The sequence below is a fragment of the Asticcacaulis sp. genome (assembly GCF_051956075.1).
Taxonomy (GTDB): domain Bacteria; phylum Pseudomonadota; class Alphaproteobacteria; order Caulobacterales; family Caulobacteraceae; genus Asticcacaulis.
Genome location: NZ_JBQCGA010000036.1, coordinates 90485 through 106014 on the forward strand (window position 1 = coordinate 90485; position 15530 = coordinate 106014).

Annotated in this window: 15 protein-coding genes; 11 read left to right on the plus strand and 4 right to left on the minus strand. The window is 63.1% G+C overall.

The features are described 5' to 3' along the window. The first annotated feature begins 134 nt into the window (after positions 1–134). The 7 genes from ACTHLA_RS09810 (at position 135) to ACTHLA_RS09840 (ending at position 7156) form a co-directional block, all read left to right on the plus strand. Entirely contained in the window at positions 135–842 is a 708-nt protein-coding gene (locus tag ACTHLA_RS09810) for a hypothetical protein (RefSeq protein ID WP_440188093.1), read from the plus strand. Continuing rightward, the gene (locus ACTHLA_RS09815; protein ID WP_440188096.1) at positions 843–2510 is read left to right on the plus strand and encodes a hypothetical protein; all 1668 of its coding nucleotides are present in this window, start codon (positions 843–845) and stop codon (positions 2508–2510) included. It begins immediately after the preceding gene. Further along, positions 2497–3450 (plus strand): AAA family ATPase, encoded by a 954-nt coding sequence (locus ACTHLA_RS09820; protein WP_440188099.1) that lies wholly within the window; start codon positions 2497–2499, stop codon positions 3448–3450. The genes ACTHLA_RS09815 and ACTHLA_RS09820 overlap by 14 nt, the downstream gene beginning before the upstream one ends. Positions 3451–3453: 3 nt before the next feature. Further along, positions 3454–4770 carry a DUF58 domain-containing protein gene (locus tag ACTHLA_RS09825; protein WP_440188102.1) on the plus strand — a complete coding sequence of 439 codons (1317 nt, stop codon included), beginning with the start codon at positions 3454–3456 and terminating at the stop codon, positions 4768–4770. 8 nt (positions 4771–4778) lie between these two features. Then, complete coding sequence (locus ACTHLA_RS09830) at positions 4779–5819, plus strand: stage II sporulation protein M (RefSeq protein WP_440188105.1); 1041 nt, start codon at positions 4779–4781, stop codon at positions 5817–5819. After that, on the plus strand, positions 5803–6762 hold the full coding sequence (locus ACTHLA_RS09835; RefSeq protein WP_440188108.1) for an RDD family protein: 960 nt from the start codon (positions 5803–5805) through the stop codon (positions 6760–6762). The genes ACTHLA_RS09830 and ACTHLA_RS09835 overlap by 17 nt, the downstream gene beginning before the upstream one ends. A 136-nt stretch (positions 6763–6898) precedes the next feature. Next, positions 6899–7156: a helix-turn-helix domain-containing protein gene (locus tag ACTHLA_RS09840; protein ID WP_440188111.1), complete on the plus strand. Its 258-nt coding sequence runs from the start codon at positions 6899–6901 to the stop codon at positions 7154–7156. Here the strand turns inward: ACTHLA_RS09840 and ACTHLA_RS09845 are convergent. Further along, a complete protein-coding gene (locus tag ACTHLA_RS09845; RefSeq protein WP_440188114.1) occupies positions 7146–7466 on the minus strand; it encodes a hypothetical protein in 321 nt (106 codons plus the stop codon). The two genes, ACTHLA_RS09840 and ACTHLA_RS09845, sit on opposite strands and share 11 nt — an antisense overlap. Before the next feature lie 330 nt (positions 7467–7796). Here ACTHLA_RS09845 and ACTHLA_RS09850 point away from each other — a divergent pair, with 330 nt between their 5' ends. The 4 genes from ACTHLA_RS09850 (at position 7797) to treF (ending at position 13712) form a co-directional block, all read left to right on the plus strand. Further along, a complete protein-coding gene (locus ACTHLA_RS09850) occupies positions 7797–8336 on the plus strand; it encodes an RNA polymerase sigma factor (RefSeq protein WP_440188117.1) in 540 nt (179 codons plus the stop codon). Then, positions 8323–9357, plus strand: a complete 1035-nt coding sequence (locus ACTHLA_RS09855; protein ID WP_440188120.1) for a FecR family protein — start codon at positions 8323–8325, stop codon at positions 9355–9357. Before ACTHLA_RS09850 ends, ACTHLA_RS09855 begins: the two co-directional genes overlap by 14 nt. Positions 9358–9447: 90 nt before the next feature. Next, positions 9448–11985, plus strand: a complete 2538-nt coding sequence (locus ACTHLA_RS09860) for a TonB-dependent receptor domain-containing protein (RefSeq protein ID WP_440188123.1) — start codon at positions 9448–9450, stop codon at positions 11983–11985. 149 nt (positions 11986–12134) lie between these two features. Then, on the plus strand, positions 12135–13712 hold the full coding sequence (gene treF / locus ACTHLA_RS09865; RefSeq protein WP_440188126.1) for an alpha,alpha-trehalase TreF: 1578 nt from the start codon (positions 12135–12137) through the stop codon (positions 13710–13712). 9 nt (positions 13713–13721) lie between these two features. Here treF and ACTHLA_RS09870 read toward each other — a convergent pair whose 3' ends face one another. The 3 genes from ACTHLA_RS09870 to ACTHLA_RS09880 all read right to left on the minus strand — a co-directional run bounded on the left by ACTHLA_RS09870 (position 13722) and on the right by ACTHLA_RS09880 (position 15527). Further along, complete coding sequence (locus tag ACTHLA_RS09870; protein WP_440188129.1) at positions 13722–13919, minus strand: hypothetical protein; 198 nt, start codon at positions 13917–13919, stop codon at positions 13722–13724. 1 nt (position 13920) lies between these two features. After that, positions 13921–14601 carry an alternative oxidase gene (locus tag ACTHLA_RS09875; RefSeq protein WP_440188313.1) on the minus strand — a complete coding sequence of 227 codons (681 nt, stop codon included), beginning with the start codon at positions 14599–14601 and terminating at the stop codon, positions 13921–13923. 146 nt (positions 14602–14747) lie between these two features. After that, positions 14748–15527 (minus strand): cyclic nucleotide-binding domain-containing protein, encoded by a 780-nt coding sequence (locus ACTHLA_RS09880; RefSeq protein WP_440188132.1) that lies wholly within the window; start codon positions 15525–15527, stop codon positions 14748–14750. Between the last annotated feature and the right edge of the window lie 3 nt (positions 15528–15530).

A 15530-nucleotide genomic window follows, 5' to 3' on the forward strand; every position in this document is an offset into this window, starting at 1 on the left:
GCGGTCAGGTTTGCAGCGATTTGTCCGTCGCGGACGGCGAGAAGACTTGACCGGCGCGCCGCGACCCGCTTAGGTGAGCTTGCGCGCGCCGCGCATAGGGGGAGGGCGCTGCGTGGGGGAGACGCTTTTCTCAGGTGCCAGTTTCGTCTCACATCGCCGCGTCTGAAGCCGCTGCAACGGGTCCGGTCGATGCGCATGCGGCGGCGCGTTTGATCGCGGAAGCCAATGCGCGACATGACCTGCAAGCCAGGTTCGGCGCCTCCGATGCGCCAGATGCGAAGACGCTTGCCTTCTGGGAGCATGTGCGCGACGCGGTGCAGCGCTTTTTCGATACGCTCGGGCATTTGCTGGCGCCGATCGGGCCCGCCATGCCATACATACTGTGGGGCTTGCTGATCCTTGTTGTGGCGCTGATCCTGTCGCCCGTCGTGCGGCTGTTCCTGACCTCGCGCTTTGAGCGCTTCTTTGCGCGTCATACCTTACGCGCCGACGCCGAATGGCGACCCAGCGCCTCGGCGGTCGCCGCCCTTCTGGCCGAGATTGACGCGCTTGCGGCGCGCGGCGCCTATGACGAGGCGGTGCATCTCTTACTGGTGCGCAGCGTGGCCGACATCAATGCGTTCCGGCCCGATCTGGTGCGCAAGCACTTTTCCGCGCGCGATATTCTCTCGCACCCGCTGCTGCCGGACAATGCCCGCCCGACCTTCGCCGAGATTGTGCGCTGGGTCGAACAATCCTTCTTTGCAGGCGTTCGCGTTGGCAAGGCGGGCTTTGACGCCTGCCGAGCCGCCTATGTCCGTTTCGCCGCCGCTGAAGGGCTGGCGCCGCAGGGGAGCGCATAGATGGCGCGCTTTTCTCTGCCGAAACTGTCAAAAGCGCAGGCGGCCAACGGGCTGCCCTTCATCGCCCTGTTCCTGTGTCTGGGCCTGTTCGCCATGGCGGGGATCGTGCTGGTCGGGGCCAATTCCGAGCCCGTCACCGGACAATCGGCCTATGTCACCGGCGTGTCGGCGCAGGGCTATCAGGGACTGAAGCGTTTGTTGATCGCGCGAGGTCATCCTGTCGCCGTCAACCGCGATGAAGACGGCCCGGCGCGCGCCCGCGCCGATCTGGAGATCATCACACTCGATGGCGATAACGCCAATCTGGTGTTTGGCGTCGAACCCGGCGTGTCATCTACAGACGACGATAATGACGATAAGGGCGACGGTGCCTCAGCCTCGTCCGATAGCGCGGCGTCCGCCTCCGCCTCTGATGCGTCAGCGGCTTCGGCTCAGTCTGCGTCCGGGCGTAAAGAGCGCACCTATTACCCGGCGCCAGATCCTAAACGCGCCAACCATATTCTCTACCACCCGCTCGGCAAGGTGGTGCTGGTCGTGGCGCCGAAATGGTCGGCGGGACGGATGATGAAACATCCGCTGTGGGACGTCGATCCAGATCTGATTCCCGCCGCGATCATCAAGAACAATCTCGAAGTCCTGGCCCCGGCGAGTGAGACCGTTCGCGACCCTCTGTTCGCCAAAGCCGACGATCTGCCGCCCCTGCCGGAGGGGCGGGCGCGAATTCAAAGCTATCGGCGACTGATCACCTTCGATATTCCCGCCTATGATCTCAAACGCGATACGCGGCCCAAGACGGCGGCGGAAAAAAAGGCCGATCAGGTCCGGCAAACGGGTTTCACGGGCGGCGGGGGCGATCCCTATATCAGCAATGACGTCCCGGTGCGCCGTCCCTGGAGCGCCTCCGGCGGCGGGCTCGGCGCCTATGATCTGGGCGCGATTTCCGGTCTGCAATCCATGACCGCGCCCAATCTGCAACCGGTCATGACGACGCAGGACGGACGCCCGATCCTGTCAAGGCTGATCGTCACCGGCGGACGGCGTCAGCCGGTTGTCCCCGTCTATGTGCTGAGCGAACCCGATCTTTTGAACAACACCATTCTGGCCGATCCGCAGCGCACGGCCAATGCGCTGAACCTGATCGAGAAGCTGGCGCCGAAGCCGGTCGGCCATCCGGCCAGCATCGTGTTCAACCTGACCTTTGCCGGTATGGGCTTTGATCACGACCTCTTACACACCCTGGCGCGTCCGCCCTATATCGCCGCGCCCTTGTGTCTGCTGCTGATGGGGCTGGTCCTGATGTGGGCGGCGTTTTCACGCTTCGGCCCGCCCTTGCCGGCGTCGGAGGCGCCGCCTTTAGGGCGAGGGGCGCGGCTTTTGGCCGATAATGCGGCGCGTCTGTTCGCCCTGACCATGAAACAGCCAAAACTGGCCGGGGCCTACGCCCAGCATGTGCGCGACATGGTGCTGAAATCGCGCGGCTATATGCAGGTGTCCAGCCAGGAGCCGCCGGACGAACTGGCCGACCGCATCGGGCGCGCGCATGGCGCCAGCGACAGCTATCTGGACTTAAAGGCGCGCGCCGACAAGACGCTCACCGTGCATCAACTGATCGACATCACCCGCAGGCTGCACGCCTGGAAGACGGAGATAGACCGTGCTCATATCTGATATTCAATCCCTGGCCGGAACCTTGCGCGCCGAAATCGGCAAGGCCGTGATCGGCCAGACCGATACGGTGGACCTGATGCTGACCGCTTTGTTTTCCGGCGGCCATATCCTGCTGGAAGGCCCGCCGGGGACCGCCAAGACGCTTCTGGCGCGGGCCTTCTGCCGCGCACTGTCGCTACGCTTTGGGCGCATCCAGTTTACGCCGGACATGCTGCCGGGCGATGTGCTGGGCTCCAACCTGTTCAACTTCCAGACCTCAAGCTTCTCCTTAAGCAAGGGGCCGATCTTCTGCGACCTCCTGCTGGCCGATGAAATCAACCGCACCCCGCCCAAGACGCAGGCGGCGCTTCTGGAAGCCATGCAGGAGCGGGCGGTGACTCTGGACGGCGTTCGGCATGATCTGGGCGCGCATTTCACCGTCATCGCGACCCAAAACCCGATCGAGCAGCAGGGCACCTATCCGCTGCCCGAAGCGCAGCTTGATCGTTTCCTGTTCAAGCATGTGCTGGGCTATCCGTCCTTAGAGGAGGAGCGCCGCATCGTCGAGGGCGCGGGCAATGCGCAGGCGACGGACAATGTGCTGGATAATATTCGTCAGGTTGTCGATGGACCCGCCCTTGACGCTGCGCTCGCGACCGTGGCGGGCGTGCGGCTGAACGAGGCCAATCGCGACTATATCGTCGCCCTGATCCGCGCCACGCGCGAGGCGCCGCAACTGTCGGTCGGCGCCTCTCCGCGCGCCGGGGCGCTTCTGGCCCGCGCGGCGCGGGCGCGGGCGGTGCTGGACGGACGCGACTATGTGCTGCCCGACGACATCAAGGCGCTGTACCCGCCTTGCATGCGCCATCGCGTCCTGTTGTCGCCCGCCGCCGAGATCGAGGGCGAGAGCGTCGATCTGGTGCTGCAACGGCTTCTGGAACGCATCGAGATCCCGCGTTAAGCCATGGCTTTTTCCCCCGCGCCGCGTCTTCTGGTTCTGCTCGGCCTGAGCGTCCCCGCCGCTCTGGCGGTGGGCGTCTATGCGCCGGATGTCTGGCCGTGGGTTCCGCTGGCGGCGCTGGTTCTTATCGCCTTCGCCGTGCTGGACGCTGCGTTCGCCCCGGTGGGGCAGGGGATTAATGTCAGCCTGCACGCGCCGCCTTTTCTCGATCTGGGGCGCGAACAGGAGACGCCGCTGGTCGTAAGCTTTAAGGGCTATGCGCCGCAGAGCATGATGTTGCGGCTTGATCTTGACGCGCGCCTCGCGGGATCAGCCTATAATCAGATGCTGACGCGCGACGCCGACGGTCGGTTCGCAAGCGTTCTGCGGCTCAAGGCGATGACGCGCGGCCCTGCGGACATCAAGGCGGCTTACCTGCGCTGGCGCGGGCCGCTGGGCCTGGTGCATGTTCAGAAGAAGGTGAAGCTGGACGTCCATATTGTCGTCACCCCGGACTTAAAAGGCGTCGAGCAGGACGCGGTCAACCTGTTCTCGCTCGACAATATCTACGGCATCCGGGTGCAGAACCAGCTTTACAATGGCTCTGAATATCACGCCTTGCGCGAATACGACGCGTCACAGGATCACCGGCGCATCGACTGGCGTTCGTCTTCGCGGCATATGAAGCTCTATTCGCGCGAATATCAGGCCGAGCGCAACCATCATATCGTGCTGGCCTTCGACACCGGACGGCTGATGGGCGAGCCGTTGCAGGGGTTAAAGCGGCTCGACCGGGCCATCTATGCCGGGCTGTTGCTCGGCTATACCGGACTTAAGATCGGCGATCATGTCCGCGCGTTCAGTTTCGGCGCGCGTCCGCAGCCGGTGGGGCCGGTCCTCTCCGGGACGCATGGCTTCGACGTACTGAAATATCAGCTCGGATCGCTGATGGACACGACCGAGGAAAGCAATCACACCCTGGCCCTGGCCGATCTCAACGCCAAGGTGGCCCGCCGGTCGCTGATCGTGCTGTTTTCGGACTTTATCGACGAGATTTCGGCCGACCTGATGATCGAGGCGCTGAAACGCCTGTCGAAAAAACATCTGGTGCTGTTTGTCGCCTTTGGCGACGAGGTGGTCGAAGGCTTGATGCAACAGACGCCCGCTGACGCCGATGATGTGACGCGCGCAGTATTTGCGCGTCGTCTGGCCAATCAGCGCGAGCGCGTGCTGGCGCAACTGCGGCGTCAGGGCGTCGAGGTGCTGGAGACGCCGAACGAATATCTGGCGACTATGATTGTCGATAAATATCTGGCGCTGAAACGCGCCGACCGATTGTAGGAGCGCGCATGGACCAGCCGAACGGCGCCAAATCCGGCCTGCAACTGAAAAGCCAGAAGTTCCGCGAGACGCGCGAGGGCGACTGGAAGGCTCTGTCGCGTCAGCTCGACAAGGTGGATCGGTCCGGTCTGAAGTCCCTGTCGGCGGAAGATCTTTTGAACCTGCCGCTGCTCTACCGTTCGGCGGTGTCGTCTTTGAGCATGGCGCAGTCGATCTCGCTGGACCGCAACCTGATCACCTATCTGCAGGCCTTGAGCGCGCGCGCCTATATCTTCATCTACGGCCCGCAGACGCGGCTCAAGACGGTGCTGAAGGACTTCTTCATCGACGGCTGGCCGGTGGCGGTGAGGCGCTTGCGCAAAGAACTGGCCTTCGCCTTTCTCACCGTGGTGGTCGGCTTTATTATCGGCTGGGCGATGTGCGCGCACGATCCGAGCTGGTATGACGTGCTGGTCGGCGGTCAGTCCCAGGGGCGCGACCTGTCGGCGTCCGCCAAGGATCTGGCCAAGACGCTGGGCAAGGGCGACGTCCCTAGCAACGCCATGCTGCCGACGTTCGCGGTCTTCCTGATGACGCATAATACCCGCGTGGCGATCAGTTGCTTCGCCTTCGGCGCCGTTTTCGGTCTGCCGACCTTTGCGCTGACGCTCTATACCGGCGTGACCATGGGGGCGATGGTGTGGCTGTTCGCGCAGAAGGGGCTGGGATTCGCCTTCGCCGCCTGGCTAAGCATTCATGGCACGACCGAGATATTCGCCCTGCTGATCGCGGCGGCGGCGGGTTTTCATATCGGCATGAAGCTGATGTTCCCCGGCGCGCAGACGCGCAAAGCCGCGCTGGCCGAGGCCGGGCGGCTGACCGGGACAGCAATGATCGGCGTCGCCATCATGCTGACCATCGCCGGCTGCTGGGAGGGGATTGGCCGCCAGACCATTCTCGATCCCTGGGCGCGCATCGGCTGCGGCCTGACCATGCTGACCTTGTGGTGTTTTTATTTCACATTCGCCGGACGTAAACCGAAAGGGGAGGGCGATGGCGAAAAAGCCTAAAGCCGATAAGGTCCGCCGCGACCTGATGGCTGATGCGGCCTGGGGCGATGGCGCGCGCTCGGTCATGCAGGTGACGACGCCGGAAGGCGTTTCACTGCCGTTTGTGCGCGCCAGCTTCGGCGAGCGCGTCGGCGCGCTTCTGATCGATCTGATCATCATCATCGTGCTGCCGGTGATCGTCATGATCCTGCTGCTGGCCATGCCGCTGCGCGGTCTGTTCGACGGCAATACGACGCTCGGCATACTGGCCATTTTCGCCATGGCGTTTTTCTTCTTTATCCGCTCCGGCTATTTCATGGCGTTCGAGATGGGGCGACGCGCGGCGACGCCGGGCAAGCGGGCGCTGAAGCTGCGCGTCATCGCCCATGACGGCGGCAGGCTGACCCCTGCGGCCATCTTCACCCGTAACGCGATGCGCGAGGTCGAGCTGTTCCTGCCGGTGACCCTGATCGTCTCCTTCATGCAGCATAAATCGTGGTTTGGCTGGTTAGCGGCGATCTGGGCGATCGGGCTGGTGCTGCTGCCGCTATTCAACCGCGATCAGGCGCGGCTGGGCGATTTTCTGGCCGGAACGCGCGTCGTGCATATGCCAAAAGCCATGCTCAGCTACGATCTGGTCGATATGGAGCTGGACCAAAGCAACGGCCTGACCTTCACGCCGGAGCAACTGGCCTATGGCGAGATGGAGCTGCAGGTGCTGGAACAGGTGCTGCGCGAACGCAAGCCCGCCGTCATGCGCGCGGTCGCAGAGCGCATCAAGGCGCGCATCGACTGGCTCGAGCCGTCGCGACCCGAAGACCGGCCTGCCGACGAGCATTTTCTACGCGCCTATTATGGCGCCTTGCGCGCGCATCTGGAGGGGCGGATGCTGCTGGGGCGTCGCCGCAAGGACAAGCACGACACGGACAGGCGCGGCTCTGCGGCGAACACGCCCGGATTATAAAACATCCCGATACCGGAGCGCGCGTCGATGCGAAGTTCGCATTCCGGTAAAAGTGCGCCTATGATGACGACCGATTCTTGCGCCAGAGGTCACTTTGAGCCGCCCGACCAAATCTATTGCCAATGCGTACTACAAGATGGCCATAAGCGATCTGGTTGCTGCGAGAAACGCCCTGGGCTGGAGCCAGTATGAGCTGGCGCGGCGATGGGACCGTCATCAGAGCATTGTCGCCAAAATCGAAACCTGCGAACGTCGCGTCGATCTGATCGAGTTCATCGACCTGTGCGTTTTGCTTGAGATTGATCCGTACGCCATTATCGCGACGATCCATGAGAGAATCCGAACCGGACGCGCGCCGCTCGACGGCGACGGCAAGGGCGTCTTTACACCCTGATATTGTCCCAGGGCAGACCGCCCAGTCGTGCGCTGTAACGCGCCTGTTGCGCCGCGCTGAGAAGCCGGTGGCTGGCGATCCACAGCGATCCAGCCTCGATGTCGCGCCATTGCAGCCGCGCCAGACCCGCCAGATCGCACAAGATGACATATCTGTCCGGCGATGCAGAATCGCGCGCGCACAGCCGCCAGGGATGCGGATCCAGAAGCGCTTTTACAGCGATCTCCAGCGCCGCCTGGCGATCCTGGCCGCCGCCCGCCATCGCGGTTTCCAGCGCCGCCGGATGTATATGCACTTCGTAAACGTCCATGCCTGTCATCGCACTCTGGTCTGTTTTGGCTATTATCGGCGCAGAGGCTTAGGGTACTCTTAAGTGTCACAGTAAATAATTCGATTATCGCATTAGGCGAGCGAAAATGAGGACTACGCCTTTGATATGTAGGACGCCTCTTGCGCAATACGGACATGTCGGCGCCAACCATGGCGTGCGAAGCGGATCAATGCAGGATGGGTTAATAGCGAAATCTTTGCCGCCCCAGCCTCTGAGGCGCTCCCGGCGACGAAAAAAATAAATGCCATTCGGGTTCGTGTCTCAAAACCTCGCGCGTCTTATGATGCGAGGGAGTATAAACCAGTCCTGATGCGCCAGCACGCCGAAGCCGCAACTAAGGAAACCGCGTATGAACGCCTCGGCGCTCAATACCGCCGTCCCCTCATGGCGTTTTTCCAGCGTCGCCTGATCAGTCGGGCCGATGCTGAGGATATGACGCAGGACGTTTTTTTGCGGCTTATCGCTGGCGGCGGCGCGCACCTTGACCGGGCCGACGCCTATATCTTCCAGATCGCCTCCAATCTCCTGAAGGACCGCCTGCGGCGCGAGCGGGTGCGCTTTCACGCTGCGCCGGCCCTGGATGCGCAGCTTGAGGTGCTGGAAGCCATTGATCCGGCGCGCATCCTTATCAGCCGCGATCAACTGGCGCGCGTTCAGACCTATCTTGGCGAACTGCCCAGGGTGACGCGCAACCTGTTTATTCTTTTCCGGCTTGAGGGCGTTCCCCAGGCCGAACTCGCCGTCGCCTACGCCATGTCGGTGCGCGGCGTGCAAAAACACATTCTGAAAGCCATGCAGTATATCTTAAAGCGTATCGACGCCGAGGAGGCCCGTTATGACGGCCTCTGATCTTCAACCCGCCACCCCCGCTGAGTGGTGCCTGCGCGTCAAGTCCGGGTCTTTGTCGTCGTCCGAGCAGGCGCAGCTTGAGGCGTGGCTTGCGGCGTCGCCGGAACGCCCCGACGCGTTTTTGCGCGCTCTGGATCTTTGGGACGGACTGGGCGGCGCAGAAGCCGGGCTTGGCCTGATCGATATGCGCGCCGAGGCGCTGAGCGACCTGCGCCGCCGCAAGTCGAAGTCGGTGATCTTAAGCGGCGCGCAGGAGCTTTGGCGGGTGGTCAGCGCGCCGCGACGTCTGCGCGCGGCCGCGGCTTTCGCTGCGGCGCTGATCGTTGGCTCCGGCGCCTTTTACGGCTGGCAGGCGCGCGCTACGGTTTATGAGACCGGGCGCGGGCAGACCCAGATCGTGCAGCTTGCCGACGGCTCGATCGTGCGTCTTGACGCCGATACGCGCGTGCGCGTCGCCAAAGGCCAGCGCAAACTCTGGATCGACAGGGGGCGCGCGCGTCTGGAGCTGAGCCGCGCGCATCGGCGCTTTGACGTCTATGCCGGGGCGCGGCGCATCAGCGCCGATGCTGGCGCGATGAGCGTTGAAAAGGTGGGCGATTCCGTCAATGTCGTCGTCCTGCGCGGCGCCGCGCTTGTGGCCTACGATCCGCCGGGTCTGTTGCGCCTGGACGCCCCACAGACGCACCCAGCGCAGATCGTGCGCGTCAATCAGGAGCTGACGGCGAGCGATCAGGCCGCCACCGCTCAGGTGCGCGCCGCCGATCCCAATCTCGACGATGTCTGGCAAAACGGCCTTCTGGCCTTTGACGACGAGCCGGTGGCGCTGGCGATTGCGCGCGTCAACCGCTATGCGGCTCAGCCGGTCCGGCTCGACCATATCGGGCGGCGCATCAAGGTCAGTGGTATCTATCGCGCAGGCGATACGCGCGCCTTTGTCGAGGGGGTCTGCGCCGTCAATGGCCTCAGCTATCGCCTCGACAGTCAGGGCTACGCCATCGGCGATGCAAAGCCGGAAGGTTAAAAAATCCGGCCGGCGGGTTCGTGTTTTGGCGTCGCCCGCGTCTTACCTCATGTAGCGTGATACGAAAATAGACACGCACGGGAGGACAACATGAAGAACGCCTTTTCCAGGGCCGGCCTGTTCGCCGCCTCGGCTTTGATTTCCATGATGGCGGCGCATGCCGCGCTGGCGCAGGGCGCAAGCTACGCCTTCAGCATACCGGCCGAAGACGCCGTACCGGCGCTCAAAGCCTTCGCGCTGGCGTCGGGTCAGCAGTTCGCCTACGATTCCGACGCGCTGGCGGGCGCCCATACCCATGCCTTACAGGGCCGCTTCACGGTGGATGCGGGCCTGAAAGCCCTGCTGACCGGATCGGGACTGACGGCGTCGCATCTGCCCGGCGACGTCATCAAGATCGACCGCGCCCCAGCGTCGGACCCGGCGTCGGACCCGGCGGCGTCGCCCGCGCACGATGCGTCGTCGCGTAGCGACGGCGATGATGAGGCGCAGGTCGTTGTTGTCGTCGGCACGCCGGGCGGCAAGGGGATCAACAAGGTCAAGGCCTCCTACGCCGTCACCAACCTGACCGCCAATGACCTGAAAATGGCCGCCCCCAAGGCGTCGTCCGAGGTGCTCACCCTTGTGCCGGGCGTCTGGGTGGAAAGCTCCGGCGGCGTCGGCGGCGCGAACATCTTCGTGCGCGGCTTTCCCGGCACGGGCGATGCGCAGTTCGTCACCTTTCAGCTTAACGGGACGCCGATCTACCCGGCGACTTCGCTGAGCTTCCTCGATAACTCCGTCATGTTCCGCACAGACGACACGATTGAGCGCGTCGAGGCCCTGCGCGGCGGACCGAACCCGGTCTTTTCGTCCGGCCAGCCGGGCCTGACGACCAATTTCGTGCTGCGCGAAGGCGGCGACGAAACCAGGGGCGAAGTCAAGGCGAGCTTCACCGACTATTCGGAGCGTCGGGTCGATGCGTGGATGAGCGGCAAGCTGGCCGACGATCTCTACTATATGGTCGGCGGCTACGCCTCGACCTCGCCCGGCATTCGCAACGCGCAGTTCGATTCCGAGCAGGGATCGCAGCTCACCGTCAACGTGACCAAAAAGTTCGAGGGCGGCAAGCTGAACGTCTATACCCGCGCCACGGATGATCATGGCCAGTGGTATCTGCCCTTTGCGGTCAATGTTCCGGGACTTGATCTGGGCACATTCAGCGAACTGGGCGATGCGTCGCGTTACGCAAGCATCCAGGTCGATCCCAAGGGCGATATGCAGACCTTCGATCTCGGTAATGGCCGGGGTTGGAAAGGAACAGTGTCGGGCGTCAATTTTGAAAAGACCTTCGATAATGGCTGGAGCGTGCGCGATCATTTCGGCTTCACCCAGGGCGACGCCAATACCTATGGTCTGGTGCCCGACGGCGGGGCGATCGAGGCCACGGCCCTGACCGGACCAGTCACGACCACTTCGGGCGCGACGCTCGGTTCGGGCGATTATGTACAGGGCTATGGCGCGTGGGTGGTGCTCAAGCACCTGCGCTCGCTCGTCAACGATCTGTCGGCGTCGCGGACCTTTGGCGCCCATGATGTCAGCGTGGGCTACTATACGGCCAGCGTATCCTCCGACGACTGGTGGTCGCTGGGCAATGTCAAACCCATGCAGGTCAAGGCGAATGGGGAATATCTGGCCGCCAGCGTCACCTGCGCCGATCTGGCCGCGGCAGGTTCGGGCGCCTCATGTTTCGCCTATGGTCTGCGCGACTCCGGCACGATGCGCGTCGATGCGCTCTATGCGGCCGATTCCTGGACCGTCAACGAGAAGCTGAGGATTGATCTGGGGCTGCGCAATGAGCATGTGAAGACCGATTTCGTGCTCGATTCCGGCCCCGGCTATCCGGATGGAGCCATCGACATGAATCTGGTCGACAAGCGCAGCCGCACGGCCTGGACCCTTGGCGCCAATTACAGCCTCAGCAACCGCTCAGGCGTATTCGTCCGCACCTCGACCGGCTTCATGTATCCGCAGTTCGACGACTTCCGCAACGGCACGACCGACACCTCGCAGGTCAAGCAGTATGAACTCGGCTACAAGCTGGCGCAGCGTTATATCGACCTGTTCGCCACCGGCTTCTACAACAAGTTCACCGGCGCCAAGTTCCACGATGTCGGCGGCACGCTTGAGGAGAACACCAACGAGGCCAAGGGGCTTGAGCTGGATGCGCGTCTCAAGACCGATACAGGCTTCTCTGTGAACCTCAACGGCACCTGGCAATCGACCAAGATCCTGACCTCCAGCGACCCGCTGGCGGTCGGCAAGCGCGCTCAGCGCCAGCCTGAGACGCAACTGCGTCTGACGCCGCGCTATCAGTTCGACGTCGGCGACGCGCCAGTGACGCTTTACGGCACGCTCTACGCGGTCGGCGATCGCTACGCGGACAATGAAAACGCCGTGAAGCTGAAGGGCTATTCTACGGTCAGCCTGGGCGCCATTATCGATTTCGGCAAGTTCGACGTGACGGTGTCGGGCGACAATCTCGGCAATGCCCACGGCTTCACCGAAGGCGATCCGCGTTCGACGACCAGCGCGAACGCCCGTCCGATCTTCGGACGCTCCTTGCTGGTCAGCGTCGGATATAATTTCTGACCCTGGCTTACTGTCATGGCGGGTGAGACGCCCTGCGTCGTGGAAGCCGACGCAAGGCGCTCACCCGCCCTTTTTCACGCCTTTTTGTAAGATGGCCGGTTGCCCTGACGGAGGCGTCAGCTAGGCTTGTCGCAGGAGGATCGCCCGACATGACCGTTATCCGCACCCTGTCCGTAAGCGCTTTGATCGTCGCCTTCGCTTCGTGCGCCCACGCCGCCGCGCCGCCGACGCCCGCCGATCTCTACGGCCCCTTGTTCGACGCCGTTCAGCTCAATCATGTATTCCCCGACGGCAAGACCTTCGTGGATATGACGCCTAAACGCGCGCCGGACGCGATCATGGCCGATTATAACGCCCACCCGCCTCAGGATGCGCAGGCCTTGCGGGCGTTCGTCGAGGCGAACTTCGACGCCCCGGCGAAAGGGAACGACGCGCTTGCGCCGCAGGGTCTTAGCCTGAAGGCGCACATCAAGGCGCTCTGGCCGATTCTGGCGCGTCCGCCGTTGACGCCGCCTGCGGGGTCGTCGGCTTTGGCCCTGCCGCAAGCCTATGTCGTGCCGGGCGGGCGTTTTCGGGAAATCTATTACTGGGACAGTTACTTTACCCTGCTGGGTCTTTACGCCGATGGCGAAGACAGGCTGGCGCGCGGCATGATCGACGATTTCGAGAGCCTGATCGAGCGCTATGGCCATATCCCCAATGGCGCGCGCAGCTATTATCTCAGCCGGTCGCAGCCGCCGTTTTTCGCCCTGATGACGCAGCTGAAGCCGTCCGGCGATCCCGATCCGGCGCGCACCCTGAAGGCTTTGCGCGCCGAACACGATTACTGGATGAAGGGCGCATCGTGCGCCGTGGTGATGAAGCCGTGCCGTAACGTGGTGAAGATGAAGGATGGCGAACTGCTCAACCGCTACTGGGACGAACGCGACACGCCGCGCGAGGAATCCTACGCCGAGGACGTCGCGACCGCGGCGAAATCTGCGCGCCCGAAAGCGGAGGTCTATCGCGACCTGCGCGCGGCGGCGGAAAGCGGCTGGGATTTTTCCTCGCGCTGGCTGAACGATCCGATGAACCTGGAGACGATTCATACGACCGACATTGTGCCGGTCGATCTGAACAGCCTTTTATGGAAGGATGAGATGATCATCGCCGCGCGCTGCGAGACGGCTGGCGATGCCCGTTGCGCGCGCGACTATAAGGCGATGGCTCAGGCGCGCAAAATGGCGATCCGGCGCTATCTGTGGCGGCAGGCGCAGCATCGCTACGCCGATTATGACTGGCGCGCAGGCCGTCCGACGACGGTGATTTCGGCGGCGACCCTTTATCCGCTTTTCGTCGGTCTGGCCGACAAACGACAGGCGACGGCGGTGGCGACCTTGACCCGGCTGCAATTGACGGCGCAGGGGGGCTTGCGCACCACGCAGATTCCGTCAGGCCAGCAATGGGACGATCCGAACGGCTGGCCGCCTTTGCAATGGATCGCCATTTCCGGTCTCGACGCTTACGGTTTTCATAAGCAGGCGCACGATCTGGCCAGCCGGTTTATCGGCACGGTGGACGCGGCCTATCTTGAGACGGGCAAGATGCTGGAGAAGTACGATGTCGAGCAGCGCAGGCCCGGCGGCGGCGGCGAATATCCGTTGCAGGACGGCTTTGGCTGGACCAATGGCGTGACGCGGGCAATCCTGGCGAAATATCCTGATCCCACGCCGCAAGCGGGCTCCTGACAACGTCGATTACGCGCCTTTTGACTTGTCCTGAAGACCTTGCGCGAAGACCATGAGGGCGGCGGAGCTTAGGCCGCCGCCCTCATCAATGTGCCACAGGCCTTCGCCGTCCGATCTCAGCCCGTAGCCCGCGGCCTGGATCACCGCGATCGCTTTGCCCACAGAGGCGATGTTGTCGGTCTCGGGCGTGTCGGGTGCGGGTTGCATGTCAGGCCGCGATGTTCTTGACGCACAGGCTTTCGTCGTGCGCAGGATAAGGGGCCAGCTCCCCAGTGTCGATCTGACCGCCGTTCAGCTCGTTGGAGAAGGCGTGATTGACGTCGCGATGATGCGCTTCATCGGCGCGCACGACCAGAACGACATCGCGCAAGGTGGCCGTTTCGGGCAGCTTCCAGTAACGGCGGGCGATGGCGGGCGCGGGCACATTCTTGCTGCGGCCTTCGTCGATTTCCTTCAGGTAATGCGTATAGCTGATGATCGCCTCCTCCTCGAAATAGCCGACGACGCGATGGGCGGTGCGGGCCGAAATCAGGTAAAGCGCGAAAAAGGCGAGATAGAAGACCCATTGCACGGCGATGACGATGAAGCGTTCGAACCAGGAAGGTTTGGCGACCTCAATGAAGGTCATCAGGTGCATGCGTTCGTTCTCGGCTTCCTCCATCAGAGTCCTTATCCAGCCCTTGTCGTCCTTCATGCGGCGCAGGCACTTCAGATGGTTGATGGCCGCACCGACCATGCCGGGCACGGCGGCGACGGTTTCCAGAACAATGGCGCGGTGGCCGTAACGCTTGGCGAAGAAGGTGTCGGCGCAAAAACGCAGCAGCTTGGTGAAACCGAAGGCGAAGCTGTCGGAAAAGCCCCTGGGCTGATGATGAACGGTAAGGTCGATGGTGGGTTAGGTAAACATGGGAACACCTTTGCTTGAAAGTGTCCCCTATGTAACCCGCCGCGCGCAGGGCCGCCTTAATCGCGGATAATCGGGCGCTTGAGGCTGCGCAGGCTCTGACTTGATCTATATCAAGCGGGCGTCCCGCGTCAGGCCTGGCGGTAGTCGCTGCAAGACCGCTCAGGTGGAGGCCAGGCCTCCTTGGCGGCCTTGCCGTCGCTATTCAGCCGCGGCGGCATGTGATTGTCGATCAAAGCGTCGGGCCGCGCCAGCCGTCGCAAGGCGGCGGGATCGCCCAGAGTCACCGTCGCGCCCTGCACCGCAACCGCGTATTTCGCCAACGCCGAAAAGGCGCGCGACAGGCTCTCCGGCGTCATGTCGAGCAAGGAGGCGAGGATGCGCTTTTCGTGCGGCAGCACGATCCTCTCGCCCCCGCCCTGGCGCACCTGTTGCGTTAAAAGGTAGTTGGCCAGCCGCTCTGTGCCTGAGCGCAGCTTGTGGTTCTTGATGGTGCGCACCAGACCGCGATAACAGCCCGATAGCTCCTGCGCCGCTGCGCAAGCGAAGGCCGCGTCTTCGCGCATGGCCGCGCGCAGATTTTCCGCCGGGATCATCACGATCTCGGCGCGCTCCAGCGTTCGGGCGGACATCAGAGCCGGGGCCTCCAGCACGACGGCGGCGAGAATGAAGGTCGAGATCGGCCTCAGGACGGCCAGAGTCGTTTCGTGGTGATGCCAATGCGCGTGCAACTCGACGCTGCCGTCCAGCACGATATAGAGGAAGTCCAGCGTATCCGCCTCGTAGAGCAGCACAGTCTCGGCCGGATATTTCTGCATGAGGGCGGCGCGCGTGATACGCGCGAAATTGTCCTCCGACATGCCAGCGAACAGGGCGAGACGGCGGATGCGGTCGAGATTCTCTACCTTCATGCG

Excerpts from the sequence above, each read along its gene's own strand:
- ACTHLA_RS09840 (WP_440188111.1), top strand. The coding sequence starts at position 6,899 with ATGGCCATAAGCGATCTGGTTGCTGCGAGAAACGCCCTGGGCTGGAGC.
- ACTHLA_RS09830 (WP_440188105.1), top strand. The coding sequence starts at position 4,779 with ATGGACCAGCCGAACGGCGCCAAATCCGGCCTGCAACTGAAAAGCCAG.
- ACTHLA_RS09880 (WP_440188132.1), bottom strand. The coding sequence starts at position 15,527 with ATGAAGGTAGAGAATCTCGACCGCATCCGCCGTCTCGCCCTGTTCGCT.
- treF (WP_440188126.1), top strand. The coding sequence starts at position 12,135 with ATGACCGTTATCCGCACCCTGTCCGTAAGCGCTTTGATCGTCGCCTTC.
- ACTHLA_RS09850 (WP_440188117.1), top strand. The coding sequence starts at position 7,797 with ATGCGCCAGCACGCCGAAGCCGCAACTAAGGAAACCGCGTATGAACGC.
- ACTHLA_RS09870 (WP_440188129.1), bottom strand. The coding sequence starts at position 13,919 with ATGCAACCCGCACCCGACACGCCCGAGACCGACAACATCGCCTCTGTG.
- ACTHLA_RS09825 (WP_440188102.1), top strand. The coding sequence starts at position 3,454 with ATGGCTTTTTCCCCCGCGCCGCGTCTTCTGGTTCTGCTCGGCCTGAGC.
- ACTHLA_RS09860 (WP_440188123.1), top strand. The coding sequence starts at position 9,448 with ATGAAGAACGCCTTTTCCAGGGCCGGCCTGTTCGCCGCCTCGGCTTTG.
- ACTHLA_RS09835 (WP_440188108.1), top strand. The coding sequence starts at position 5,803 with ATGGCGAAAAAGCCTAAAGCCGATAAGGTCCGCCGCGACCTGATGGCT.
- ACTHLA_RS09855 (WP_440188120.1), top strand. The coding sequence starts at position 8,323 with ATGACGGCCTCTGATCTTCAACCCGCCACCCCCGCTGAGTGGTGCCTG.
- ACTHLA_RS09815 (WP_440188096.1), top strand. The coding sequence starts at position 843 with ATGGCGCGCTTTTCTCTGCCGAAACTGTCAAAAGCGCAGGCGGCCAAC.
- ACTHLA_RS09845 (WP_440188114.1), bottom strand. The coding sequence starts at position 7,466 with ATGGACGTTTACGAAGTGCATATACATCCGGCGGCGCTGGAAACCGCG.